Here is a 24,249-nt window from a genome sequence, read left to right on the forward strand (position 1 = left end):
TTCAGGCCCAAGCCGGGCCTATATTCGTTTTCAGTGATTCGTTTTTCTGCATTTGGAATCGAGACGGCATCCAAGTGCAAGGGCTTCATTTGGCCGTGGCGTTTTTCGACCACCAGACATCCGGGAAGCCGGTGCCGTAATAGGGCAGCTCCTGCGGATGGGCGAGGTGGTTCCAATAGGCCACGCGGACCGCCTTGGAATAGAAGAGCGGCACGACATAGTTATGGGAGAGGAGAACGCGGTCGAGCGCCCGTGTCGTCGCAACCAGTTCCTCGCGGTTCGGCGCGAAGATGATCCTTCGGATCAGCTCGTCGATCGCTGGATCGGCAATGCCGGCATAGTTTCTCGATCCCGGCTGGTTGACCGAGCTCGAGCCCCAAATGTCGATCTGTTCGTTTCCTGGCACCAGGGACTGCGCCCAGATGCCATAGATCATGTCATAGTCGAAGCTTCTGACGCGATTGGTGTATTGCGAATCGTCGACGGTGCGGATGCGGGCATCGATGCCGATTTTCTTGACGCTGTTAATGAATGGCGTGACCGTGCGCTCGAAGGACGGGTTGGACAGAAGCAGCTCGAAGCCGAAGGGTTCGCCGGTCTTGACGTTGACCAACCGGTTGCCCTTGAGCTCGTAGCCCGCCTCCTTGAACAGGTCGAGCGCCTTGCGCAAGTTGCCGCGCACCTTCTGCGGGTCGCCGTTGATGGGGTTCACATAGGGCGTGGTGAAGACTTCGGCCGGAACCTTGTCCTTCAGCTCCTCCAGGATTGCCTTTTCGCGGCCCTCGGGAAGCTTGGAGGAGGCAAGCTCGGTGCCCCAGAAATAGCTGTCGACACGCTGATAGGCGTTGTAGGCGAGATTGCGGTTGAGATCCTCGAAGTCGAAGGCGTAGTTCAGCGCCTCGCGCACCCGCTGATCCCTAAACTTCTCGCGGCGCATGTTCGGCACCAGCGCCTGCATGACCCCGGTTGCGCGCAGCGGATTCTCGATCTCCTCGCGGATCACACGGCCGTCCTTCATGGCCGGAAAGTCGTAGGCGGTCGCCCAATGGCTCGCGCTGCTGTCTCGGTAGAAATCGACGTTGCCGGCGCGAAAAGCCTCGAATTCCACGTTTCTGTCGCTAAAGAAGGCATAGGTGATCGTGCTGAAATTGTATTGTCCGACATTGACGTTGAGGTTCTTGCCCCAATAGTCGTCCCTGAGCTCGAAGCGGATCGAGCCACCCGCCTGGAAAGAGGCGATCTTGTAGGGGCCGGAGCCCATCACCGGTTCCAGCGTTGTGCGGGAGATATCGCGCTTGTTGCCCTTGGCGTCCTGCCCCTCCCACCAGTGCTTCGGAACGATCGGGAACTGGCCGAGAATGTTCGGCAGTTCGTGGTTGTTCTTCTCGTCAAAGCGGAAGGTGATATCGCGCTCGCCGGTCTTTTCCGCTGAAACCACGTGGCGGTAATAGTTGGACTGGAGTGGATTGTGCTCCTTCGCCATGTTGAGGGAGAAGATGACATCCTCCGGGGTCACCGGCGTTCCGTCGGCCCACTTGGCCTCCGCACGCAGGCGAAAAGTGGCAGACGAGATATCGTCGGGATAGGAGACGCCCTCGGCAAGCAGGCCGTATGCGGTGGTGATTTCATCCTCGGCGGTTTTCAACAGCGTATCGAAGACCAGGGACGAAACGCCGGTCGCCGCTTCGCCCTTGGCGAGGATGGGGTTGAACGTGTCAAACGTGCCGTTTTCCGAGAGCCGCAGCTCGCCGCCTTTCGGTGCGTCCGGATTGACGTAGTCGAAGCGGGCGAAGCCATCCTTATGTTTTGGCTCACCGATCGACGACGTACCATTGCGCCAGACGGGCTGTTCTTCGGCATTCGATGCAGGGGGAAGGAGAAGAAGCGCTGCTGTCAGAAGCGAGGCCGCGAGGCCAGGTTTCACGGTCCTGCAGAAGTTTGGCATCCAGCCGGTACCCCTATATTCCAATGTTCTTTTTTGAAAGCATAGGCGAAATCGGGGCAATTGACAGGCACCGCCGCAAATCAGGCGAAATTTTTGCGTCACATCCCGGTGATTCACAAGGCTGAGGCAAAGACCGCGCCTTAGGATGGGGGTTCATCGGACACGGCGCGTCGGCGTCGGGGTCTGCGGGACATGAACGGGACGAAATGACATGGTTGCTCCACTTCAACGTTGCGGCTCGGCGCTTCTGGCGCTGTTGCTCGGAACGAGTTTCTTGATCGCCGATGCTGCCAGGGCCGACGACACGCCGGCAAAGACGCTTTTCGGCGCCAAGACGCTGCCGGCTCAGATGGCGCCTTCGTCCTATGGCTTCTATGCGAAGGGCTGCCTTGCCGGCGGCGTCGCGATCCCGACGGATGGTCCCACCTGGCAGGCGATGCGGCTGTCGCGCAACCGGCGCTGGGGCCATCCCCAGATGATCGCACTGATCGAACAATTCTCCCATGATGCCGCCGAAAAGGTCGGCTGGCCGGGTCTGCTTCTCGGCGATATCTCGCAGCCGCGTGGCGGACCGATGATCTCCGGCCACGCCTCGCACCAGATCGGTCTCGATGCCGATATCTGGCTGACGCCGATGCCGCAGAGGACGCTGACGGGCCGGGAGCGGGAAGACATCTCCGCAACGTCGATGCTGCAGAAGAACAAGTTTCTGACCGTCGACCCATCGATCTGGACGCCGGCGCATGCCCGGCTGATCATGCTGGCCGCCAGTTACCCGCAGGTCGAACGGGTCTTCGTCAATCCGGCGATCAAGAAGAAGCTCTGCGACACCTGGAACGGTGACCGTTCTGCGCTCGGCAAGGTCCGGCCGATCTATGGCCACGACTACCATTTCCACATCCGCATCAAATGCCCGGCAGGCTCGAAGACCTGCAAGGACCAGGCGGCCGTCCCGGCCGGCGATGGCTGCGACAAATCGCTGGCCTGGTGGTTTACAGATGAACCATGGGCAAAGCCGAAGAAGAAGCCGGGCGAAAAGCCGGTGAAGCCCCGGTTGACGACCATGGCCGATCTGCCGAAGGCCTGCACCCTGGTGCTGAACGGACCGGCCCCGGCCACCGAGCAGGATGCGACCTTCGGCATGGCCTATCGCGCTGCGTCGCCAGTGCCTGCCGAACAGGGCATCGAGCAGGTGATCGGCAATGCCGCAGCCGATTTGCCGCCAGCCGACATTCCCGTTCCCCTGGCGCGCCCGACGCTGCAGTAGCCGTCTCGGCTTGCGCCTTTTCAATCTTGCCGGGCTCATGTATACGGCCATCAAATCGATTTAAATTTGCTGGCGGGGATACGGCATGGCGGATCGGAAATGCGTTGCCCTGATCGCTCACGATCAGAAGAAGGATGATCTCGCCGCGTTTACCAAGGCAAACGAAGCGGTCTTCGCGCAATGGAAGATCGTTGCCACGGGCACGACTGGCGGCCGCGTTCTCGATGTTTGTCCCAGCCTCGATATCACGCGCCTGAAAAGCGGTCCGCTCGGCGGCGACCAGCAGATCGGCGCGATGATCGCCACCGGCGATATCCAGCTTCTGATCTTCTTCGTCGATCCGCTGACGGCGATGCCGCACGATGTTGACGTCAAGGCGTTGATGCGGCTTGCGATCGTCTACGATATTCCGATGGCGCTCAATCGCGCAACGGCGGAGCAGTTGATCGACTTCAACCACAACTGATACTGCATGAATCCTTAAATCGGATTCGATCTAAGGATTCATGCAGCAAGTTTAAGTGCTACAGCGTCCTTTGCGCGTCATATTTGACGCGCGGCGCTGTAGAGAATTCGAAACCTCACGGCGACGATCAGGATGGACAGTGTGATGCCCGGTGCGAGTGACAACAGTTTTTCCTTTCCGATCCTGATCGGCGACATCGGCGGCACCAATGCCCGCTTCGCTTTGCTGCTCGATGCCTTTGCCGAGCCGAAGCAGCTGCCGCCGATCAAGACCGGCGATTTCGAGACGATCGAGGAAGCGTTGCAGAAGAGCATCCTCGACAAGACCTCGGTCCAGCCGCGGTCGGCGATCCTCGCCGTCGCCGGCCCGATCAAGGGCGACGAGATTCCGCTGACCAATGCCGGCTGGGTGTTACGCCCCAAGGACATGCTGTCGGGCCTCGGCCTTGAGGACGTCCTGATCATCAACGATTTCGAGGCGCAGGCGCTGGCCGTCGCCGCCCCGGCTGCCGAAGATCTGGTGAAGATCGGTGGCGGCAGCGTTCGCCCGCTGACCTCCCGCGTCGTTCTCGGTCCGGGTACCGGACTCGGTGTCGGCGGCCTGGTCTTCGCGCAGCACACCTGGTTTCCGGTGCCCGGCGAAGGCGGTCATGTCGATATCGGCCCGCGAACCGAGCGCGACTTCCAGATCTGGCCTTTCCTGGAGCCGATCGAGGGGCGCATGGCCGGCGAGCAGATCCTCTGCGGTCGCGGCATCATGAATCTTTATCGGGCCGTTTGCGCCGCCAATGGCGAAGAACCGGTCCTGAACGATCCGGCCGAGGTCACCACAGCAGCACTTGCCGACAACAACCCCGCCGCGGTCGAGAGTATATCGCTGTTTTCGACCTATCTCGGTCGCGTGGCCGGCGACATGGCGCTGATTTTCATGGCGCGCGGCGGTGTGTTTCTGGCCGGTGGCATTTCGCAAAAGATCCTGCCGGCGCTGCAAAAACCGGAATTCCGGGCCGCCTTCGAAGACAAGGCGCCGCATTCCGCGCTGATGAAGACCATCCCGACCTTCGCGGTCATTCATCCGATGGCGGCACTGTCGGGTTTGGCAGCTTTCGCGCGCACGCCGAGAGACTTCGGTGTTGCAACGGAGGGACGCCGCTGGCGAAGCTGATGGCGGCGGCGTGCGCAAAGACTCGCCAAAGCGACATCAAAGCACTATAGAGCCCGAGAAAGGTAGTGTCGGCGTCCGACTTACCGCGCAGGCTCAGGGAAGACAGGCTTTTTGAGCGCCAGAGATAGAAAACAGCACGCTGTCGATTCTGACACGATCAGCGGAATCTTGAAGCGGGTCATCGCAGAAAACGGTCGCGATCATATCCGCGGCTACGTCTTTGCCATTGCGTGCCTGGCTGTCGTCGCCGTGACGACCGGCTTTACCGCCTCGATCATGGAGACCGTGATCAACGAGGCTTTTGCCAACAGAAATGCGGGTATCGTGCTGCTGGTGTGCGGTTCGATCTTTGGCGCGTTCGTGTTGCGCGGCTTTGCCACCTACGGCCAGGCGGTCGCCTTGTCGAAGATCGGCAACAATATCGTCGCGCGCTACCAGCGCCGGCTCTATGCGCATCTGATGGCACTGAGCGTCGGTTACTTCAACGAGACACGCTCGGCGCAGCTCGCTGCCCAGATCAGCCAGAATGTCAGCGGCATTCGGGACGTGCTCAATCTGACCGTCACTTCGATCGCCCGTGATCTCCTGACCCTGATCGGGCTCGTCGGCGTGATGTTCGCCAAGGATTGGCTGCTGTCGATCATCGTCTTCGTGGCAGCGCCGCCGTTGCTGCTGGGCCTGCGCTACGTTTCCAGGCGCTTGCGCTCGGCGACGCGTGAATCCATCGAGGTCAACAGCCGTGTCCTCGGTGCCATGCAGGAGACGATCCAGGGCATTTCCATCGTCAAGGCATTCACGATGGAGCGCGAACTGCGCGGCAAGGTCGAAGCGATCATCGAGCGGGCCGAAAACCGGGCCAACCGGATTGCGCGCTTGAGCGAACGCACCGCGCCGATGACCGAAACCTTTGCGGGTCTCGCGATTTCCTGCGTGCTTGCCTATTCCGCGTTCCGCGCGATTTATGCCGGCGTACCGCCGGGAGCCTTCTTCGCCTTCGTCGTCGCTCTGTTGATGGCCTATGACCCGGCCCGACGCCTGGCGCGCCTGCAGGTTTCGCTGGAACGTGCCGCGGTCAACGCCCGCATGGTCTACGAAATCCTCGACACGGTGCCGCATCAGCGTGACAAGCCGGATGCAAAGCAGCTCGAGTTCCACGGTGCAAACGTCGAGCTGCGCGATGTGCGCTTCCGCTACGCCAATGGCGACGAGATTCTGAAGGGCGTCAGCTTTGTCGCCGAAGGCGGCAAGACCACTGCGCTTGTCGGCCCGTCCGGGGCCGGAAAGTCGACGGTCATCAGCCTTGTTCCGCGGTTCTACGATCCGGCCTCCGGCCAGATTCTGATCGACGGGCAGGACATCGCCGACGTCACCAAGCAGTCGCTGCGCAATGGCATCGCCTATGTCTCGCAGCAGCCCTATCTTTTCGAAGGCTCTATCCGCGACAACATCCGCTATGGCCGCCCGGACGCGACCGATGCGGAAATCGAGGAAGCCGCGCGTCTGGCCTATGCGCATGACTTCATCCTCACCCAGCCGCAGGGTTACGACACCCCGGTTGGCGAAAACGGGGTCACGATGTCCGGTGGCCAGAGGCAGCGTCTGTCGATCGCCCGCGCGTTGGTGCGCAATGCACCGATCCTGCTGCTCGACGAGGCAACCTCGGCGCTCGACACCGAGTCGGAGGCCGCGGTGCAGAAGGCGCTCGACGAGGCGATGCACGGACGCACGGTCATCGTCATCGCCCACCGTCTGTCCACGGTCGTCAATGCCGACAAGATCATCGTCATGAAGGACGGTCTCGTCGTCGAGGAAGGCACGCACGAGGATCTTGCGCGCCGCCAGGACGGTCTCTACGCTCGCCTGCACAATCTCCAGGGCAAGGCCCCAGAGGCGTCGGCCGACGCCGAAATCTAAACATGAGCTGGAAGGAATATCGCCGATGAGCACGACGGACATGAAGCTTGTGGTCGTCGGCGCGGCCGGTCGCATGGGCCAGACGCTGATCCGTATGGTTCACGGCATGGACGGCGTCCGCCTGCATGCGGCCGTCGAACGTCCAGGCTCACCCTTCGTCGGCCGTGACGCGGGCGAACTCGCCGGGCTCGGACCGATCGGCATCGCGATCACCGACAAGCCGCTCGAAGCTTTTGTCGAAGCCGAAGGCGTGCTCGATTTCACGTCGCCGGCCGGCACCGTCGAATTTGCCGGCCTCGCCGCACAGGCACGCATCGTGCATGTGATCGGCACCACCGGCTGCGGGGCGGATGACGACGCGAAGATCCGCGCTGCCGCGCGTCATGCCCGCATCGTCAAGTCGGGCAATATGAGTCTCGGCGTCAATCTTCTCGGCGTGCTGACGGAGAAGGCGGCGCGTGCTCTCGGGCCTGCTGCCTGGGACATCGAAATCCTCGAAATGCACCATAAGCACAAGGTGGATGCCCCCTCCGGCACGGCACTGCTCCTTGGCGAAGCGGCGGCGAGGGGGCGCAGCATTGCGCTGTCTGAAAATTCCGTGCGCGTCCGTGACGGCCACACCGGCGCCCGCCCGCAAGGCACGATCGGTTTTGCGACGCTGCGCGGCGGCTCGGTGATCGGCGAACACTCGGTCATTCTCGCCGGAGAAGGCGAACAGGTGACGCTGTCCCACAGCGCCACCGACCGTTCCATCTTCGCGCGGGGCGCCATTACCGCAGCACTCTGGGCACGCGACCAGAAACCCGGCTTCTACTCCATGCTCGATGTTCTCGGGCTCAACTGACACCATCTCTATCGTCTCAAGGGGAAATCATATGAGCGGCACCCTCGTCCTTGTCCGGCATGGCCAGAGCGACTGGAACCTGAAGAACCTGTTCACCGGCTGGCGCGATCCTGACCTGACCGAGCTTGGCGTCGAAGAAGCCAAGGCTGGCGGCAAGGCGCTCGCCGACTACGGCATCAAGTTCGACATCGCCTTCACCTCGTCGCTGATCCGCGCCCAGCGCACCTGCCAGTTCGTGCTCGACGCCGTCGGCCAGCCGTCACTCGAAACCATCCGCGATCAGGCGCTGAATGAGCGCGACTATGGTGACCTCTCCGGCCTCAACAAGGATGATGCCCGCGAGAAGTGGGGCGAAGAGCAGGTGCATATCTGGCGCCGTTCCTACGACATTTCGCCGCCGGGCGGCGAAAGCCTGCGCGACACCGGCGCCCGCGTATGGCCCTACTACCTGACGGATATCCTGCCGCGCGTGCTGGCCGGCGAGAAGGTTCTCGTTGCCGCGCATGGCAACTCGCTGCGCTCGCTCGTCATGGTTCTCGACCGGTTGACGAAGGAAGAGATCCTGAAGCTCAATCTCGCGACCGGTGTGCCGATGGTCTACAAGCTCAACGCCAATTCGACGGTCGCTTCCAAGGAAGTGCTCGGCGATATGTCGGCTGCCCATTAAGGCAAACTGCAGAGCAAACAAAAGGGGCGCCGGTCGCCCCTTTTTTCGTTCTCAGGCCTTGCCGGCTTCCCATCCGAGGATTGCGCGCTTGCGCGTCAGCCCCCAGTGATAGCCCGTGAGATCGCCGCTCTTGCCGAGCGCCCGGTGACAGGGAACGACGAACGAGATCGGGTTACGGCCGACGGCTGCCCCGACGGCGCGTGAGGCGGTCGGCTGGCCGATCTCGCCGGCGATGGTCGAATAGGTCGTGGCGCGGCCGAGCGGGATCTTCAAGAGCGCCTGCCAGACCCGGATCTGAAAATCGGAGCCGATCAGGAAGATGCGCAAGGGCTCTCCGGCGCACCAGCGTTCAGGATCGAAAATGCGCGCCGCATAACGCGCCGTGGCCGCGCTGTCCTCGACATAGGTGGCGTTCGGCCAGCGATGCGCCATATCCTCGAAACTCTCGTGCTCGCCGCCGCCATCGGCGAAGGCAAGGCCGGCAAGACCTCGATCGGTGATCATCACCAGCGCCGTGCCGAAGGGGGAGGGGTGGTAGCCGTAGCGGATGGTGAGGCCCGCGCCGCGCGCCTTCCATTCGCCCGGCGACATCGCCTCATGGGTGACGAAGAGGTCGTGCAGCCGGCTCGGGCCGGAAAGCCCGATCTCGATGCTGGTCTCCAAGAGTGGCATGTCTTCCTGGCGCAGCAAGCGCTTGGCATGGTCGAGCGTGACCGCCTGCAGGAACGCCTTCGGCGACAGCCCGGCCCAGCGGGTAAAGACCTTCTGCAGTTGCGTCGGCGACTGCTTCAGACGCTTCGCGATCGCTTCAAGCGAAGGCTGCTCGCGATACTCTTCGGTGAGCATCTCGATCACATTTCTCACCGTGTCGTAATCGGTGCCATCAGGCGTGATGTCGGTGGGGAGGGTTGTCGCAATGTTCATCGGTCATCTCCTGTCGTGACACAGGTAACCATGCCGCCAGCGTCGTTGCCACCCGAAACTTGATTGGCCCTAGCGTCAGCGGCGGCGCACGGTGGCAAGCGCCCCGGAAAACGCCGTGGCGAAGGTTTCGCGGTCGTCGCGGTTGAGGAAGGAACCGACATCGGTCCTGTGGCCGCCGCCGCTGATGCTCATCGAGACGATGCCGATCTCCTGATGCCGTGCGATGTTGAAGCGCGCCCAGAACGGATTGAAGCGGTGTTCGATCATCCGGCCCGACGGCGTGAACTTGCGCACCGACACGTCGGTTCGCGAGACGCTGACTTCTTCACGGCTACGCGCCGAGCGGTAGTTCAGCCAGAAAGCACCGAACAGCAGCGCGAAATCCAGCCCGAAGAAGAACACGATCGGCCAGGCGCCGATCACCATGAACACGACCGCATGTACCAGGCTGAGCAGCCCGGCGATCAGGAAAAACACCTTGAACCCCTTAAAGCCCAGGGAGCGATAGGGGGTCAGTTCGGCGCTGAACACCGGCTCTTCGCCGTCAAGCGTCTGATCGTTGCCATCAGTCATGACCATTGACTATAGATGCATCATGAAAAACGTGAAGCCGAAATTGCCGGGCGAGCCCGCGAAAACGAAGCCAGCGACGGGCCGCCGCGCCCCGCGTACCTCAGGCGTCTACAGTCGCGAGGAAATCTCCGAGATCTTCCGACGCTTCTCGATCCAGCGGCCGGAGCCGAAGGGGGAACTGGAGCACGTCAATCCCTTTACCCTGGTGGTTGCCGTCGCCCTGTCGGCGCAGGCGACTGATGCCGGCGTCAACCGGGCAACCCGGGCACTTTTCGCCGTTGCCGACACGCCGAAAAAAATGCTGGCCCTCGGCGAGGAGAAGGTCCGCGACTACATCAAGACCATCGGCCTTTTCCGCAACAAGGCCAGGAACGTCATCGCGCTCAGCGAAAAGCTGATCACCGATTTCGGCGGCGAAGTCCCGCGCACGCGGGAGGAGCTGGTAACGCTGCCGGGCGTCGGGCGAAAGACCGCCAACGTCGTGCTGTCGATGGCCTTCGGCCAAGCGACGATCGCCGTCGACACCCATATCCTTCGCATCGCCAACCGCCTCTGTCTGGCACCGGGCAAGACCCCTGATGAGGTCGAGGCGAAGCTCTCGCGCATCATTCCCAACGAATATCTCTACCATGCGCATCACTGGCTGATCCTGCATGGCCGCTATTGCTGCAAGGCGCGCAAGCCGGAATGCGAGCGCTGCGTCATTGCCGATATCTGCAAGGCACCGGAAAAGACCTGCGATATCCCGGCGCCGCTGGTCGAGTTACCGCAACAAGTTCTTCCGGTCGCCGGCTGACGCGCGTCTTATATCTGTCTGCGCTGTCGGCCCGAGACTGACTCATGCGGAGATCAGTCGGTCGATCAGATGGCCGATGGCGTCGACGTAGACCTCTGTCGGCGCGCCTTCGGCAATCTCCAGCACGGCGCGGTCGAAGGCGGCTGACAGCAGCGTCGCCATTGCCGTCAAGGCGGCCTGATCGTGGACCTGCGGCGCCATCGCCTCCGCCAGGCCCTCTTCCAGCGTTCTCTGGGCGTTGGCCGCGTCGATCGTCGCCATTTCCCGTGTGCCGAGCACGGCCGGGCCGTCGAGCAGTAGAATGCGGATTCTGCCCGGCTCCGCCATGGCGTCGAAGAAGGCGCGCGCGCCTGTTATCAGCGCCTCGCGCGGCGTCAGGCGGTCGAATGTCGCTTCCTCGATCCTCGCCGCCACGGCACTGGATTCCCGCTCGGCGACGGCGCGAAACAGTGCCCTCTTGTCTTCGAAGTGGTGGTAGAGCGCACCGCGCGTCATGCCGGCGGCAGCCACGATGTCCGGCGTCGACGTTTCTGCATATCCCCTCGCGACGAAGAGACCGTGGGCAGCATCGAGGATCGCGGCGCGCGTCGTGTCGGAGCGCTCGCGATTGGAGCGGCGCGAGGATTTTATTTGCATACATTCAGCCTGTATGTTAATTCAAAAATACATGCAGACTGTATGATGATGCGAGCGCGAGGGAAAGCCCCATGAAATCGACGAGCTACTATCCTGTGATCATGACATCAGACGTTGCAGCAACCGCGGCATTCTACATCGACAACTTTCGCTTCCAGGCGCTGTTCACCAGCGACTGGTACATGCATCTGCAGTCGACGGAATCCGAGACGGTGACGCTCGCCGTCCTCGACTATCGCCATGAAACCATCCCGGAGCGTGCCCGCGCGCCGGTCAGTGGCCTGCTCCTCAACTTCGAAGTCGAGGATCCCGACGCAGTCTATGCCGATTGCCAGGCAGCAGGTCTGCCGATCCTGAAGGCGATCTGCGACGAAGATTTCGGCCAGCGCCACTTCATCACCGCCGATCCCAATGGCGTTCTGATCGACGTCATCAAGCCGATCCCGCCGAGCGCCGAGTTCGCCGCCGCCTATGAGGCAAGCGCATTACCAGCGGAATGATCGCAGCCACGCGTGTTTTGTCTTCCAAATGGCTGGAAAACCGCTATTAACGAACACCGGCCATTAGGGAAACTGGACGGAGTTCATGACAAAATACGACGTGCTGACGATCGGCAATGCGATCGTGGATATCATTGCGCGCTGCGATGACGGCTTTCTGAGTGAAAACGGCATCATCAAGGGCGCAATGAACCTCATCGATGCCGACCGCGCGGAGCTGTTGTACTCGCGCATGGGCCCCGCCGTCGAAGCTTCCGGCGGCAGCGCCGGCAACACGGCGGCCGGCGTTGCCAGCCTTGGCGGACGTGCCGCCTATTTTGGCAAGACGACCAACGACCAGCTTGGCGAGATCTTTGCGCACGACATTCGCGCCCAGGGCGTCTATTTCCAGACCAAGCCGCTCGAAACGGTGCCGCCGACCGCCCGCTCGATGATCTTCGTGACCGAGGACGGCGAGCGCTCGATGAACACCTATCTCGGCGCCTGCGTCGAGCTCGGTCCGGAGGACGTGGAGGCCGATGTCGTCGCTGAGGCCAAGGTCACCTATTTCGAGGGCTACCTGTGGGATCCGCCGCGTGCCAAGGATGCAATCCGCGAGGCCGCCAAGATCGCCCATGAAAACGGCCGCGAAACCGCAATGACCCTGTCGGACAGTTTCTGCGTCCACCGCTATCGCGACGAGTTTCTGGAGCTGATGCGCTCCGGCACCGTCGACATCGTCTTTGCCAACAAACAGGAAGCGCTCGCACTCTACGAGACCGAGGACTTCGATCTGGCGCTGGAAAAGCTCTCGAAGGACTGCAAGCTTGCGGCCGTCACGCTGAGTGAAGAAGGCTCCGTCGTCGTGCGCGGCACCGAACGTGTCCGCGTCGGCGCGACGCCGCTCGCGCAGGTGGTCGATACGACAGGCGCCGGTGATCTCTATGCTGCGGGCTTTCTCCACGGATATACGACCGGTCGGTCGCTCGAGGATTGCAGCAAGCTCGGCAATCTCGCAGCCGGTATCGTCATCGGCCAGATCGGCCCGAGGCCGATGGTATCGCTTGCCGCTGCCGCCAAGCAGGCCGAGCTCGCCTGAGGCGAGCTGCAGCGCCGCGCACCAAATATGACCTATGTCAGAGCGGGCGTAGCCTTTATTTGAAGGCTTCGCCCGGATAGGCGCCCCAGATCTCGCTCTGGACGATCCAGCCTTCGACGCCCTGGGTTTCGATGTGGCACCAGTCGCCATTGCATTCACCCACACGGATGACCACGCCGGGCTCCATGCGCGCAACGATCCCTGCCGTGCTCTGCGGCTCGCGGCGCAGGTTGACGAAGACGCCTTCGCCCTTGCCGCGCATCCATGGCGCGGTGACGGCCGTGCGGTCGCCCGACAGAAGGGCCTGGTTCACCCAGCCTTCCGTGCCGTCGGCGTCGCGGATACGGCGCCAGTTATCGTATTCCTGGATGATTTCCACCGGTACGCCGGGCCTGAGGTAGCGGAACGCCACCGCGTAGTCGACGCTCGGGCCGATGCGCAGGTTGACGCTCTTGGCCTTCAGGCTGACGAAACGCGGCAGCGGCAATCCGCTGGCCCCCTTTGCGGCCTGGGCATGGGCACCCGACGTCGTGATGACCGCGCCGATGCAGGCGGCGATCAACGCTAACGAGAGTTTGGAAATGACGTGACGCATGACGAAGCTCATTTTCCGTGGCAACTTGCAGGCGCAGTTCACCCAGGGCTCTTGGCCGGGGCGTAAATCGCGGGGACGACGCAGCGAGTTTTGTTTGTCTTCCCGACCGGGTCTGGTAGAAATTGCGGCTACAGGGAGAAAGTATCGCCCAACTTGGTTAAGGACCCGTCAACAAGGCCCATCGCAGCAATGACAAGCAAGAAGAAGCCCAAGGTCTACATCACCCGGAAACTGCCGGACATCGTCGAAACCAGAATGCGTGAGCTCTTCGACGCCGAACTGAACATCGATGATACGCCGCGCAGCCAACCAGAGCTTGTGGCGGCGGTGAAGCGCGCCGACGTGCTCGTGCCGACGGTGACCGACCGCATCGATGCGGCGTTGATCGAGCAGGCCGGCCCGCAACTGAAACTGATCGCCAGTTTCTCCAACGGCGTCGACAACATCGATGTCGACGCGGCCGCACGCAAGGGCATTACCGTCACCAACACCCCGAACGTTTTGACCGAGGACACCGCCGACATGGCGATGGCGCTCATTCTCGCCGTGCCGCGCCGGCTCGCCGAGGGTGCGCAGATCCTGACCGATCGCAAGGGCGAATGGGCCGGCTGGTCTCCGACCTGGATGCTCGGCCGGCGCATTGCCGGCAAGCGCATCGGCATCGTCGGCATGGGCCGCATCGGCACCGCGGTCGCGCGCCGTGCCAAGGCCTTTGGCCTGTCGATCCACTATCACAACCGTCACAGGGTCAAGGCCGAGACCGAGGAGATGCTGGAGGCGACCTATTGGGACAGCCTCGACCAGATGCTTGCCCGCGTCGATATCGTCTCGGTCAATTGCCCCTCGACGCCGGCGACCTATCACCTGCTTTCGGCCCGTCGGCTCGCGCTGATGCGCCCGGAAAGCTATATCGTCAACACCGCCCGCGGCGGCATCATCGACGAGACGGCGCTGATCAAGTGCCTGCGCGAAGGCAAGATCGCCGGTGCGGGGCTCGACGTTTTCGAGAATGAACCCGTGGTCAACCCCAAGCTCATCAAGCTCGCCGGCGAGGGCAAGGTCGTGCTGTTGCCGCATATGAGTTCGGCGACGCTCGAGGGTCGCATCGACATGGGCGACAAGGTGGTGATCAATATCCGCACCTTCTTCGACGGTCACCGGCCGCCGGATCGGGTGCTGCCGGGTCGCGATTGATTCGCGACTGATCAAAGCGTCTTGCGCATCTCGATCGAGGTAGGCCGGGTAAAGCCCGGGTGAGCGGTTCTGTCGGTTTCGACGAAGCCCCAGGCCGAAAACGTCCTGTGGTTTTCGGTGAGTTCGATCCGTGTCAGCAGCCTCAGAGCGGCCAAGTGGCGGTCGCGTGCCGCTGCTTCGGCGCTTGCAAGCAACAGTCGGCCGACGCCTTTTCCCCGGCAGGTCGCGGAAACCGCAAGCTTGCCGATATAGAGGCAGTCGGTCTCCGGCTTGCAGAAGATGCAGCCGGCAAGCACTGAGCCGTCGACGGCGACGAAGCCAATTTCTGCCGAAGCCTTCTCGCTCAGCCCCTCAATCGTTAGCGCATGGGCCGAGGATGGCGGATCAATCCGCCCGTCCATATAGGCAAAGGCGTCAAGGATCAGGGCCAGCAATTCCTTGTAGCGATCGAAGGCAGCGTCGATCCTGATGATCTGCATCAGTCTGCGCTCCTGTCCTTGCGCCGGCGATAGCGGATGGTGCTGAATTGCGCCGAGAGAGCGTCATACATCAACAGCCGACCGACGAGTGGCTCGCCGATCCCGGCGATCACCTTGATGGCTTCCATAGCCTGCAATGTTCCGATGACGCCGGTGAGCGCGCCGATGATGCCGGCCTCGGCACAGGAGGGCACGACGCCCGGCGGCGGCGCTTCGGGAAAGAGATCGCGGTAGGACGGGTTCGGTTCGCCATCCGCGCCCGAGCGATAAGGCATCAGCACTGTAAGCGAACCGTCGAAGCGGCCGACTGCACCGGTGACGAGCGGTATGCCGACGGTTGCTGCCGTATCGGCGGCGAGATAGCGCGTGTCGAAATTGTCCGAGCCGTCGATCACCAGATCATATTGGCGCAACAGCGCCTCGGCGTTGTCGGCTGCCAGACGAAGGGGATGCCTCTCGACCACCACATGCGGATTGAGCGCGCCGATCGCTGCCGAGGCGCTCTCGACCTTTGTCTGGCCAATATCGGCCGTGCGGTGGATCACCTGCCGCTGCAGGTTCGACAGCGACACCACGTCATCGTCGACGATGCCCAGCGTGCCGATGCCGGCGGCGGCGAGATATTGAAGAACAGGAGCGCCGAGGCCGCCGGCGCCAATGACGAGAACGCGCGCCGCCTTGAGTTTCTGTTGCCCCCCACCGCCGAGTTCGGGCAGCATGATGTGGCGCGCGTAGCGGGCAATTTCCGATGATTCGAGGCTTGTACTAGTCATGAGCGGACACTTTCCATGATCGGCTCCATCATCCCGATACGCTTCCGTGCTCCACCGTCAGGAACCGGCCGCGATCGCCGAGCGCGTCGAACATCGCACGGTCCGTCCCGGTCATGAAGGCCTGGCCGCCAAGTCCGTCGACGAGATCGAATAGGGCGGCGCGGCGGCCCATGTCGAGATGCGCGGCGATCTCGTCGAGCAGCAGGATAGGAGCGTGACCGGTCATGTCGCCGACGAGGCGCGCATGGGCAAGAACCAGGCCGACGAGCAGCGCCTTTTGCTCGCCGGTCGAGCAGCGCTCGGCTTCCATGTCCTTTTCGCGGTGGCGAATCAGGAGGTCGGTGCGGTGCGGTCCGTCCAGTGTCCGGCCGGCGGCCGCGTCGCGCGCCCGGCCCTCGCGCAGCATGGTGAGATATTGTTCTTCGAGGTCGAAGGCTGGCTTGTGGCTCTCGTCGTCGAGGAAGCCCGCCAGCGCCAGGCGCGCAGATGGAAAGACGCTGTCGCCGGTGTTTCTCTCGACGAGCGCCGTCAGCAGACCCAGCATCTCCTGCCGTGCGAGCGCCATCGACACGCCGAGCCCCGCCATTTCCCGCTCGATGGCAGTCAACCAGGCCGGGTCGGGACGAAAGTCGCTGAGGAGCCGATTGCGGCTACGCATGGCACGGTCGAATTCGCTGGCGCGCTTCCCATGCTCCGGATCGAGCGAAAGCACCAGCCGATCGAGGAAACGGCGGCGATCGGCCGACGGGCCGGTGAAGAGCCCGTCCATGGCCGGCGTCAGCCACAGCACGCGCAGATGGTCGGTCAGCTCATCGACCGTACTCGCTGTCGTGCCGTTCAGCCGCAGGCGTCGTGATTGCCCCTCACTGGTGCCGGCCGTGCCGGTACCGATCTCGACCGGGCCTTCCATGCCCACGACTTCGGCAAAGACCGAGAAGCCGTCGCTTGCGCCGACGCGAGCGACATCGGCATAGGCCGCACGCCTGAGGCCACGGCCTGGCGACAGAAACGACACCGCTTCCATCAGATTGGTCTTGCCGGCGCCGTTCTCGCCGGTCAGCACGACGTGCCTCTGGTCGAGCGCCAGCGACAGCGCCGCATAATTGCGGAACTCGCTCAGCTTCAGGCGATTGAGAAAGACCTTTTGTGGCATTTCGGGTCCGGATTCGACGTCGGCGCCAGTCGCAGCGCCACGCGTCGAACAGGACGTGCAAAGGACGCTGCAACACTTGCTGCATAGCTCCATAAATCGATGCCGATTTAAGGAGCTATGCAGTAGGACGAAAGCGGGCTTTAAGGCAAGACGAAAGGTGACCTGAGTCATTTCCAGGCAAAATTGCGCGATAACGGCGGGGAAAGCCTTATAATCCCAGTCGTTCAGCGCTTTTCTTGATCGCTTGCGTACAATATGACAGCCGCATGACAATCCACGAACGGATATATTTGTGATGCTGGCTTGGTTCCGCAAACTCCTTCCCCGCGAAGACAGCTTTTTCGATCTCTTCGCGCAACATTCGCGTACCGTCGTCGGTGCCGCCGAAGCGCTCGACAAGCTCCTCGCCGGCGGCGACGATCTCGAAAAGCACTGCGACCGGATCGTCGCGCTTGAAGACGAGGCAGACGGTGTCACCCGCGAAGTGCTTCTGGCCGTTCGTCGCTCCTTCATCACGCCGTTCGATCGTGGCGACATCAAGGATCTCATCCAGTCGATGGACGATGCCATCGACATGATGCACAAGACGGTCAAGACCATCCGGCTCTACGAGCAGAAGACCTTCGATCCGGGCATGAAGGAAATGGGCGTCATCGTCGTCCAGGCGGCGCACCTGATCGCCGAGGCCATTCCGCTGCTCAATCGCATCGGCGTCAACCACGGCCGGCTCATCGCCATCGCCGAAGAGGTCACGCGCATCGAAGGCCGGTCCGACGAGCTGCACGACCAGGGCCTGAAGGATCTTTTCCGCCGCTACGGTGCCAACAATGCCATGGCCTACATTATCGGTAGCGAGATCTACGGCGAGCTCGAGAAGGTCGTCGACCGCTTCGAGGACGTCGCCAACGAGATCAGCGGCATCGTGATCGAGAACGTCTGATGGACGCGACGCTCGCCCTGCCGTTGCTCGTCGCCCTCATTGCAATCGCCCTGTTCTTCGACTTTCTCAACGGGCTGCATGACGCCGCCAACTCGATCGCAACCATCGTTTCGACCCGGGTGCTCCGGCCGCAATATGCGGTCATGTGGGCGGCGTTCTTCAATTTCATCGCCTTCCTGTTTTTCGGCCTGCATGTGGCCGAGACGCTCGGACGCGGCATCATCGATCCCGGCATCGTTACGCCGCTGGTGATCTTCTCGGCCCTGATGGGGGCGATCGTCTGGAACATCGCGACCTGGATCTTCGGCATTCCGTCGAGTTCGTCGCATGCGCTGATCGGCGGCCTCGTCGGTGCCGGCCTAGCCCGCACTGGCGGCGATGCCATCGTCTGGACCGGTCTCTTGAAGACGGTCGGCGCCATCGTGATGTCGCCGATGATCGGCTTCTTCCTGGCGCTGCTCCTGATCCTCATCGTTTCCTGGCTGTTCGTGCGCCGGACGCCTTTTGCTGTCGACCGTACCTTTCGGGTGATGCAGTTCGTCTCGGCGTCGCTCTATTCGCTCGGCCACGGCGGCAACGATGCGCAAAAGACCATGGGCATCATCGCCGTGCTCTTGTTCTCGCAGGGCTATCTCGGCTCCGAGTTCTATGTGCCGTTCTGGGTGGTGATCACCTGCCAGGCGGCGATCGCGCTCGGCACGCTGTTGGGCGGCTGGCGCATCGTGCACACCATGGGCTCGAAGATCACCAAGCTCAATCCGATGCAGGGCTTCTGCGCGGAAACCGGCGGCGCCATCACGCTGTTTGCCGCCACCTGGCTCGGCATTCCGGTGTCGACCACCCACACGATCACCGGCGCGATCATCGGCGTGGGTGCCGCCAAGCGTGTCTCGGCGGTGCGCTGGGGCCTTGCCGGCAACATTGTCATCGCCTGGTTCGTGACGATGCCGGCCGCTGCTGCGATTTCGGCGCTCACCTACTTCGCAGTCGATCTGTTCCTGTGACCCTGTCCGCCTCCGGCTGCAATGCCGGGGGCGGGGCTCGCGGTTGGGGAGAGAGCCTCCGCATTGGCGGTGGGACTGAGCGTCATGAGACGATCCAGTTCAGGGAACAGGCGTCCGACTTTCGGTTGCAAGGCTCGTCCGGGATATCCGGCCCGGTCGTGATCGCGACTTGGGCGGCGCCCATCAAGATGTAGCGAATGGGGGTTGCGCATGAACGGTCGCGCCCACAGCCGCGCAGCGGTTCACGGGTCCCAGTGCGGAGGATCGCCAAAGGTCTTCTTCAGATGATCGGTAATTGCCCGGAGCTTGGCCGACGGCCGTCGGCCCTCCGGATGGGCCATGTAGATGAATTCCGGCTCTGGGCGAAAACCGACATCGATCTCGCGAAGCCGACCGTCGCGCACCGCAGGACCGCAGATGAATGTCGGCAGCAGCGCGATGCCGAGCCCGGCGACGGCAGCATCGTGGATCATGTCGCCGTTGTTGATGCGCAGCGCCATGCGGGCGCGGATAACGGTCGAACCGGTCGGCCCCTCGAACCGCCAGTCGGAAGCGCCGCGATTGGTGTAGAAGATACCGCGGTGATCGTTGAGTTCCGCAAGCGAGGCCGGCGTGCCGTTGCGATCGAGATAGTCGGGCGAGGCGACCAGCAGGCGCCTGCTTTTGGCAAGCTTCCACACGACCAGCCGTGAATCGGCGATGATCCCGTGGCGCACGATGGCGTCATAACCCTCCGAGGCGACATCGACCCGGCGATCGTCGAGATCGAGCGTCAATTCGACCTCGGGATGTGCCGCCAGAAAGGGGTAAAGGGCAGGCCCGAGATGCAGATGCCCGAAACTGACCGGGGCGGCGATCCGCAATGGTCCGGTCAGCGTCCCGCGGCGCTCCGCCAGATCGCTGGCGGCGGCCTGCACCTCGCTGACGATCCGCACCGCGCGCTCGCGAAAGGCGATGCCATCTTCGGTGAGAGTCAGCTTGCGCGTCGTGCGATGCAACAGCGTTGCGTTCAGGTGGCGTTCCAGGTCCGAGACCCGTTCGCTGATCACGGATTTCGACAGCCGCAGCCGGCGCGCCGCCTCGCTGATCGAGCCGGCTTCCGCAACTGCGACAAAGGCAGCAATTCCTTCGATCTTCAGCATCGTTCGGCATTTCCGAATTCGAGTTCCATCATTGGCAGACTAATCCGAACGGCAATCTTCGGCCATATCTATTGGCAACGAAGGACGGCGGTCGATGGAAAGAAGACCGGTCCCAAGCCAACCCAACAGCCAGGCCAACCCAAAAGAAGGAATTCCATCATGCCACGTTTGCACAACAAGACCGCGCTCATCACCGGCGGCACCAGCGGCATCGGCCTCGAAACGGCGCGCCAGTTCATCGCCGAGGGTGCCCGGGTCGCCGTTACCGGCACCAATCCGAAGAACATTGCCGAAGCACGCAAGATACTCGGCGAAGGCGCCGTCATCATCCAGGCCGATGCCGGCAACGCCGCCGGACAGGCGGCGGTTGCCGAGCAAGTCAAGGCCGCCTTCGGCCATCTTGACATCCTCTTCGTCAACGCCGGCATCGCCAAGCTTCAGCCGATCGAAAAATGGGACGAAGCCAGCTTCGACCAGTCGCTCGCGATCAACGTCAAGGGCCCGTTCTTCCTGATCCAGGCGCTGCTGCCGATCTTCTCCAACCCCGCCTCGATCGTGCTCAACACCTCGATCAACGCCCATATCGGCATGCCGACCTCCAGCGTCTACGCGCTCAGCAAGGCGGCGCTCCTGTCGCTTGCCAAGACGCTTTCGGGCGAACTGATCGGCCGCGGCATTCGCGTCAATGCGGTCAGCCCCGGCCCGATCAAGACGCCACTGCATGACGGACACGGTGCCACGCCTGCCGAAAACAAGGAGATCGTCGCATCGATCGCCGCGCAGATCCCGCTCGGCCGCTTCGGCGATGCAAGCGAGATTGCCAAGGCAATTGTCTTCCTCGCCTCAGACGAGGCCGCCTTCACGGTGGGCGCCGAACTGATCATCGATGGTGGCATGGCCACGCTCTGATACTCACCTGTCTGTTGCCGCCGCGCGCGTTCGATCGCGCGTGGCGGCAAAGTCCTGTTCGTCATCGACGGCACGCCGCGGGCGGCGTTGGCAGGGCGCCCGGAGGAGAGTATATTCTTGAAACCTAATAAGTCGTCGAACAGTCGAGCGGAATGAAGCAGATCCCACACCGATCAGATCCGGGAGGAGACGATGACGAGTGTCAATTGGACGATCAAGGGTCGAGAATTCATTCATTGCAATTGCGCCTATGGCTGCCCCTGCCAGTTCAATGCGCTGCCGACCCACGGCAATTGCTGCGCCGTCGGTGGATTTGAGATCGAGACGGGCCATCACGGCGACACGCGCCTCGACGGCTTGAGATGCGGGATCATTGCGGCTTGGCCCGGTGCAATTCATGAGGGCAGGGGTGAGGTCGTGCCGATCGTCGACATCCGTGCCACGCCGGCCCAGCGCGAGTCGCTGCTGCGCATCATGAGCGGCCAGGATACCGAGCCGGGAGCAACCTTCTTCCAGGTGTTCGCCACCACCTTCGAAACCTTTCACGACCCGGTCTTTGCCGAGATCGACTTCGACGTCGATGTCGGCGCGCGGACAGCACGGCTGAATGTGCCCGGGTGGATCGTGGCGCGTGGCGAGCCGATCTTGAACCCCGTGACCGGAAACCCGCATCAGGCACGCATCAACCTGCCGCAGGGCTTCGAATACGACGTCTGCGAGGTTGGACGCGGGTGGGCCGACACGAAGGGGCCGCTGACGCTGTCCATTCCGGATTCGCACGCCCATTTCGCCAGCATGCATCTGTCTGAAAGCGGCGTGGTTCACTGACGCCCATGGCCGACACTGCGCTCGAAACGCTTTTAAGGCGCGACCGGCTCATCGTCGTGGTCTCGCTGTTGGCGCTGACCGGAATTACCTGGCTCTATATTCTCTGGCTGGCAGTCGGCATGGAGGCCATGGCGCACGTGCCGGCCTCTGGCGATGGCATGAGCGGCGACATGGCGATGGGCACAGACGAGGGCATGGCCATGGACATGTCGCCGGGTGCCATGGCGTCGATGGCCGACGTCGCCTTCCGTCCCTGGAGTGTGTCGACCTTCGCCTATGCCTTTGTCATGTGGGCGGTGATGATGGTCGGCATGATGACGCCTTCGGCAACGCCGATGATCCTGCTCTTTGCCCGTGTCGGGCGGCAGGCGGCGCTCGACGACAGGCCGTTTGCCGCGACCGGCTTTTTTGCCGGCGGCTATCTCACCGCCTGGGTCCTGTTTGCGGCTCTGGCGACGCTCGGGCAATGGCTGCTGGAGTCTGCTCTGCTGCTGACGCCGATGCTGGCGAGCGGCAGCCGTATTCTCAGCGGCATCATCCTGATTTCGGTCGGACTGTTTCAATGGACGGCGTTGAAGGACGCCTGCCTAAGGCAGTGCCAGGCGCCGCTCATGTTCATCCAGAGCCATGGCGGCTTTCGCCGCGATGCCGGCGGCGCCTACCAGTTCGGTCTTCTTCACGGCCTTTATTGTGTCGGCTGCTGCTGGGCGCTGATGGCGCTCCTGTTCATCGGCGGCGTGATGAACGTCCTGTGGATCGCGGTGATCGCGATTTTCGTGCTCGCCGAAAAGGTGGTGCCCGGCGGCCGGATGCTGTCCCGCGTCGCGGGAGCCGCGGTCGTCATGGCCGGGCTGTGGCAGCTTGCGGCCATGACGTGATCCTACAGCGCCGCGCGTCTTATTGGACGCGCAAAGGTCGCTGTAGCACTTTGAATTGCTGCATGTTTTTATCCTTAGATCGGATAGGATCTAAGGAAACATGCAGTAGGGGCAACCGCTGAGCGTCAGTCGCTCAGCGTGTCGAAGAAATCCTTCATCCGGGCGAAGAAGCCGGCGGATTCCGGATTGTTGTCCTTCGACGAGATCTGCTCGAATTCCTGTAGCAGCTCGCGCTGACGCTTGGTCAGCTTCTGCGGCGTCTCGATCTGCATCTGGATGTAGAGATCGCCGGTCTGGCTGGAACGTAGCACCGGCATGCCCTTGCCCTTCAGGCGGAACTGCTTGCCGGCCTGGGTGCCTTCCGGCACGGTCACGCGCGACTTGGTGCCGTCGAGCGTGGTGACGTCGAACTTGCCGCCAAGCGCCGCCGTCGTCATCGAGATCGGCACGCTGCAATAGAGATCGGCGCCATCGCGCTGGTAGAACTCGTGCGGCTTGACCGAGAGGAAGATGTAGAGATCGCCCGCTGGTCCACCGCGCAGGCCCGCTTCCCCTTCGCCGGAGAGGCGAATGCGAGTGCCGTCTTCGATGCCGGCCGGAATGTTGACGGAGAGCGTGCGCTCCTCGGTGACGCGGCCCTGGCCGTGGCACTTGGTGCAGGGATCGGTGATCGTCTGGCCGCGGCCGCCGCAGGTCGGGCAAGTGCGCTCGATCGAGAAGAATCCCTGGGCGGCGCGTACGCGGCCCGAGCCTTGACAGGTTCCGCAGGTCTTCGGGCTGGTGCCAGGCTTGGCACCGGACCCGGTGCAGACGTCGCAGGTGATCGAGGTCGGCACCCGGATCTGCGCGGTCTTGCCGGAATAGGCCTCTTCCAGCGAGATTTCCATGTTGTAGCGCAGATCGGCGCCGCGCTCGCGGCCACCCGATGAACGCCGCTGGCGCCCGCCACCCATCATCTCGCCGAAGATGTCTTCGAAGATGTCGGAGAAACCGCCTGCGCCACCGGCGCTACCGCCAAAGCCGTTGCCCATGCCGCCCTGCTCGAAGGCTGCGTGGCCGTAACGATCATAGGCCGCGCGCTTCTGCGGGTCCTTGAGCGTCTCGTAGGCTTGGTTGATTTCCTTGAAGGTCTTTTCCGAGGCGGCGTCGCCGGGGTTCTTGTCCGGATGATACTGCATCGCCAGTTTGCGGAAGGCGCTCTTCAGCTCCTTCTCATCCGCGTTTTTGGCAACGCCAAGCGTTTCGTAAAGATCACGTTTCATTCTTCAAAGATTGTCCTGTTGACAAGGCGTGCCAGCGCGGGGGCCCGGCGGCTGCCTGGTTACCTTGCCACAGGATTTAGTAAACCTTGAAGCGCGATACCATAGCCCATCGGGCCGCGGATGCGGTTTTTTGTCGGAAAAATGACGTTTCTGCCGGTCTCGCGCCCGGTAGACCCGCTTTGGGTGGCACTCCTGCCCCCAGGGATGCTCTGTAGCGGCGGTTTCAGCGGCGCGGGCCTCACGGGCCCGACGTCCTTCAGAGGCTGTCTGGCGCAGGCGCCTGAGGGGTAAAAAGGCAACAAAAAAGCCCGGGTCGCC

25 protein-coding genes are annotated in these 24,249 nt (G+C 62.6%); 15 read left to right on the forward strand and 10 right to left on the reverse strand.

The features are described from left to right. Positions 1-85 precede the first annotated feature (85 nt). Complete coding sequence (locus tag J3R84_RS18285) at positions 86-1,945, reverse strand: extracellular solute-binding protein (protein ID WP_025425406.1); 1,860 nt, start codon at positions 1,943-1,945, stop codon at positions 86-88. Positions 1,946-2,156: 211 nt separating this feature from the next. On the opposite strand from J3R84_RS18285, the gene mepA reads away from it, so the two are divergent. The 6 genes from mepA to J3R84_RS18315 all read left to right on the forward strand — a co-directional run bounded on the left by mepA (position 2,157) and on the right by J3R84_RS18315 (position 8,267). Then, positions 2,157-3,212, forward strand: a complete 1,056-nt coding sequence (gene mepA / locus J3R84_RS18290) for a penicillin-insensitive murein endopeptidase (RefSeq protein ID WP_025425407.1) — start codon at positions 2,157-2,159, stop codon at positions 3,210-3,212. A gap of 85 nt (positions 3,213-3,297) precedes the next feature. Next, positions 3,298-3,678 (forward strand): methylglyoxal synthase, encoded by a 381-nt coding sequence (locus J3R84_RS18295; RefSeq protein WP_025425408.1) that lies wholly within the window; start codon positions 3,298-3,300, stop codon positions 3,676-3,678. A 144-nt stretch (positions 3,679-3,822) separates the two neighbouring features. After that, positions 3,823-4,842: a glucokinase gene (locus tag J3R84_RS18300; protein ID WP_025425409.1), complete on the forward strand. Its 1,020-nt coding sequence runs from the start codon at positions 3,823-3,825 to the stop codon at positions 4,840-4,842. A 111-nt stretch (positions 4,843-4,953) separates the two neighbouring features. After that, positions 4,954-6,756: an ABC transporter ATP-binding protein gene (locus J3R84_RS18305; RefSeq protein ID WP_057204388.1), complete on the forward strand. Its 1,803-nt coding sequence runs from the start codon at positions 4,954-4,956 to the stop codon at positions 6,754-6,756. Between the two features lie 25 nt (positions 6,757-6,781). After that, the gene (gene dapB / locus J3R84_RS18310) at positions 6,782-7,600 is read left to right on the forward strand and encodes a 4-hydroxy-tetrahydrodipicolinate reductase (RefSeq protein ID WP_025425411.1); all 819 of its coding nucleotides are present in this window, start codon (positions 6,782-6,784) and stop codon (positions 7,598-7,600) included. A gap of 31 nt (positions 7,601-7,631) precedes the next feature. Next, the gene (locus J3R84_RS18315; RefSeq protein WP_025425412.1) at positions 7,632-8,267 is read left to right on the forward strand and encodes a 2,3-bisphosphoglycerate-dependent phosphoglycerate mutase; all 636 of its coding nucleotides are present in this window, start codon (positions 7,632-7,634) and stop codon (positions 8,265-8,267) included. 51 nt (positions 8,268-8,318) lie between these two features. Here the strand turns inward: J3R84_RS18315 and J3R84_RS18320 are convergent, their stop codons facing one another. Beyond that, positions 8,319-9,191, reverse strand: coding sequence for a methylated-DNA--[protein]-cysteine S-methyltransferase (locus J3R84_RS18320; protein WP_025425413.1), 873 nt, complete (start codon positions 9,189-9,191; stop codon positions 8,319-8,321). 75 nt (positions 9,192-9,266) lie between these two features. Next, positions 9,267-9,764, reverse strand: a complete 498-nt coding sequence (locus tag J3R84_RS18325; RefSeq protein ID WP_025425414.1) for a DUF2244 domain-containing protein — start codon at positions 9,762-9,764, stop codon at positions 9,267-9,269. 22 nt (positions 9,765-9,786) lie between these two features. On the opposite strand from J3R84_RS18325, the gene nth reads away from it, so the two are divergent. Further along, positions 9,787-10,560 carry an endonuclease III gene (gene nth / locus J3R84_RS18330; protein WP_025425415.1) on the forward strand — a complete coding sequence of 258 codons (774 nt, stop codon included), beginning with the start codon at positions 9,787-9,789 and terminating at the stop codon, positions 10,558-10,560. A 42-nt stretch (positions 10,561-10,602) separates the two neighbouring features. Here nth and J3R84_RS18335 read toward each other — a convergent pair whose 3' ends face one another. Then, a complete protein-coding gene (locus J3R84_RS18335) occupies positions 10,603-11,196 on the reverse strand; it encodes a TetR/AcrR family transcriptional regulator (protein WP_025425416.1) in 594 nt (197 codons plus the stop codon). A 71-nt stretch (positions 11,197-11,267) separates the two neighbouring features. On the opposite strand from J3R84_RS18335, the gene J3R84_RS18340 reads away from it, so the two are divergent. Further along, a complete protein-coding gene (locus J3R84_RS18340; protein ID WP_025425417.1) occupies positions 11,268-11,696 on the forward strand; it encodes a VOC family protein in 429 nt (142 codons plus the stop codon). Positions 11,697-11,781: 85 nt separating this feature from the next. Then, entirely contained in the window at positions 11,782-12,774 is a 993-nt protein-coding gene (locus J3R84_RS18345; protein WP_025425418.1) for an adenosine kinase, read from the forward strand. A 55-nt stretch (positions 12,775-12,829) separates the two neighbouring features. On the opposite strand, the gene J3R84_RS18350 is transcribed toward J3R84_RS18345, so the two are convergent. Beyond that, positions 12,830-13,369 carry an SH3 domain-containing protein gene (locus J3R84_RS18350; protein ID WP_025425419.1) on the reverse strand — a complete coding sequence of 180 codons (540 nt, stop codon included), beginning with the start codon at positions 13,367-13,369 and terminating at the stop codon, positions 12,830-12,832. A 189-nt stretch (positions 13,370-13,558) separates the two neighbouring features. Between J3R84_RS18350 and J3R84_RS18355 the strand changes: the two genes are divergently transcribed. After that, complete coding sequence (locus tag J3R84_RS18355; RefSeq protein WP_025425420.1) at positions 13,559-14,563, forward strand: 2-hydroxyacid dehydrogenase; 1,005 nt, start codon at positions 13,559-13,561, stop codon at positions 14,561-14,563. A gap of 11 nt (positions 14,564-14,574) precedes the next feature. On the opposite strand, the gene J3R84_RS18360 is transcribed toward J3R84_RS18355, so the two are convergent. Genes J3R84_RS18360 through recF form a run of 3 tightly spaced genes read right to left on the reverse strand, consistent with a single transcriptional unit; the run spans position 14,575 to position 16,968 of the window. After that, the gene (locus J3R84_RS18360) at positions 14,575-15,042 is read right to left on the reverse strand and encodes a GNAT family N-acetyltransferase (RefSeq protein WP_025425421.1); all 468 of its coding nucleotides are present in this window, start codon (positions 15,040-15,042) and stop codon (positions 14,575-14,577) included. After that, the gene (locus tag J3R84_RS18365) at positions 15,042-15,815 is read right to left on the reverse strand and encodes a molybdopterin-synthase adenylyltransferase MoeB (protein WP_025425422.1); all 774 of its coding nucleotides are present in this window, start codon (positions 15,813-15,815) and stop codon (positions 15,042-15,044) included. The genes J3R84_RS18360 and J3R84_RS18365 overlap by 1 nt, the downstream gene beginning before the upstream one ends. A 28-nt stretch (positions 15,816-15,843) precedes the next feature. Next, complete coding sequence (gene recF / locus J3R84_RS18370) at positions 15,844-16,968, reverse strand: DNA replication/repair protein RecF (protein ID WP_025425423.1); 1,125 nt, start codon at positions 16,966-16,968, stop codon at positions 15,844-15,846. Positions 16,969-17,263: 295 nt separating this feature from the next. Between recF and J3R84_RS18375 the strand changes: the two genes are divergently transcribed. Together J3R84_RS18375 and J3R84_RS18380 are read left to right on the forward strand one after the other, a co-directional pair. Beyond that, positions 17,264-17,908 carry a DUF47 domain-containing protein gene (locus J3R84_RS18375; RefSeq protein ID WP_025425424.1) on the forward strand — a complete coding sequence of 215 codons (645 nt, stop codon included), beginning with the start codon at positions 17,264-17,266 and terminating at the stop codon, positions 17,906-17,908. Beyond that, positions 17,908-18,912, forward strand: coding sequence for an inorganic phosphate transporter (locus J3R84_RS18380; RefSeq protein ID WP_025425425.1), 1,005 nt, complete (start codon positions 17,908-17,910; stop codon positions 18,910-18,912). The genes J3R84_RS18375 and J3R84_RS18380 overlap by 1 nt, the downstream gene beginning before the upstream one ends. Positions 18,913-19,154: 242 nt before the next feature. Here J3R84_RS18380 and J3R84_RS18385 read toward each other — a convergent pair whose 3' ends face one another. Further along, entirely contained in the window at positions 19,155-20,054 is a 900-nt protein-coding gene (locus tag J3R84_RS18385) for a LysR family transcriptional regulator (RefSeq protein WP_025425426.1), read from the reverse strand. A 159-nt stretch (positions 20,055-20,213) separates the two neighbouring features. On the opposite strand from J3R84_RS18385, the gene J3R84_RS18390 reads away from it, so the two are divergent. From J3R84_RS18390 to J3R84_RS18400, 3 genes are all read left to right on the forward strand, one after another. Beyond that, complete coding sequence (locus J3R84_RS18390) at positions 20,214-20,963, forward strand: SDR family oxidoreductase (protein WP_025425427.1); 750 nt, start codon at positions 20,214-20,216, stop codon at positions 20,961-20,963. A 192-nt stretch (positions 20,964-21,155) separates the two neighbouring features. Beyond that, positions 21,156-21,791 carry a DUF1326 domain-containing protein gene (locus J3R84_RS18395; RefSeq protein WP_025425428.1) on the forward strand — a complete coding sequence of 212 codons (636 nt, stop codon included), beginning with the start codon at positions 21,156-21,158 and terminating at the stop codon, positions 21,789-21,791. Positions 21,792-21,796: 5 nt separating this feature from the next. Beyond that, positions 21,797-22,669, forward strand: coding sequence for a DUF2182 domain-containing protein (locus J3R84_RS18400; protein ID WP_107026809.1), 873 nt, complete (start codon positions 21,797-21,799; stop codon positions 22,667-22,669). Between the two features lie 125 nt (positions 22,670-22,794). Here J3R84_RS18400 and dnaJ read toward each other — a convergent pair whose 3' ends face one another. Beyond that, positions 22,795-23,931 (reverse strand): molecular chaperone DnaJ, encoded by a 1,137-nt coding sequence (gene dnaJ / locus J3R84_RS18405; protein ID WP_025425430.1) that lies wholly within the window; start codon positions 23,929-23,931, stop codon positions 22,795-22,797. Positions 23,932-24,249: the final 318 nt, after the last annotated feature.

The organism is Ensifer canadensis, assembly GCF_017488845.2.
Taxonomy (GTDB): Bacteria; Pseudomonadota; Alphaproteobacteria; order Rhizobiales; family Rhizobiaceae; genus Ensifer; species Ensifer canadensis.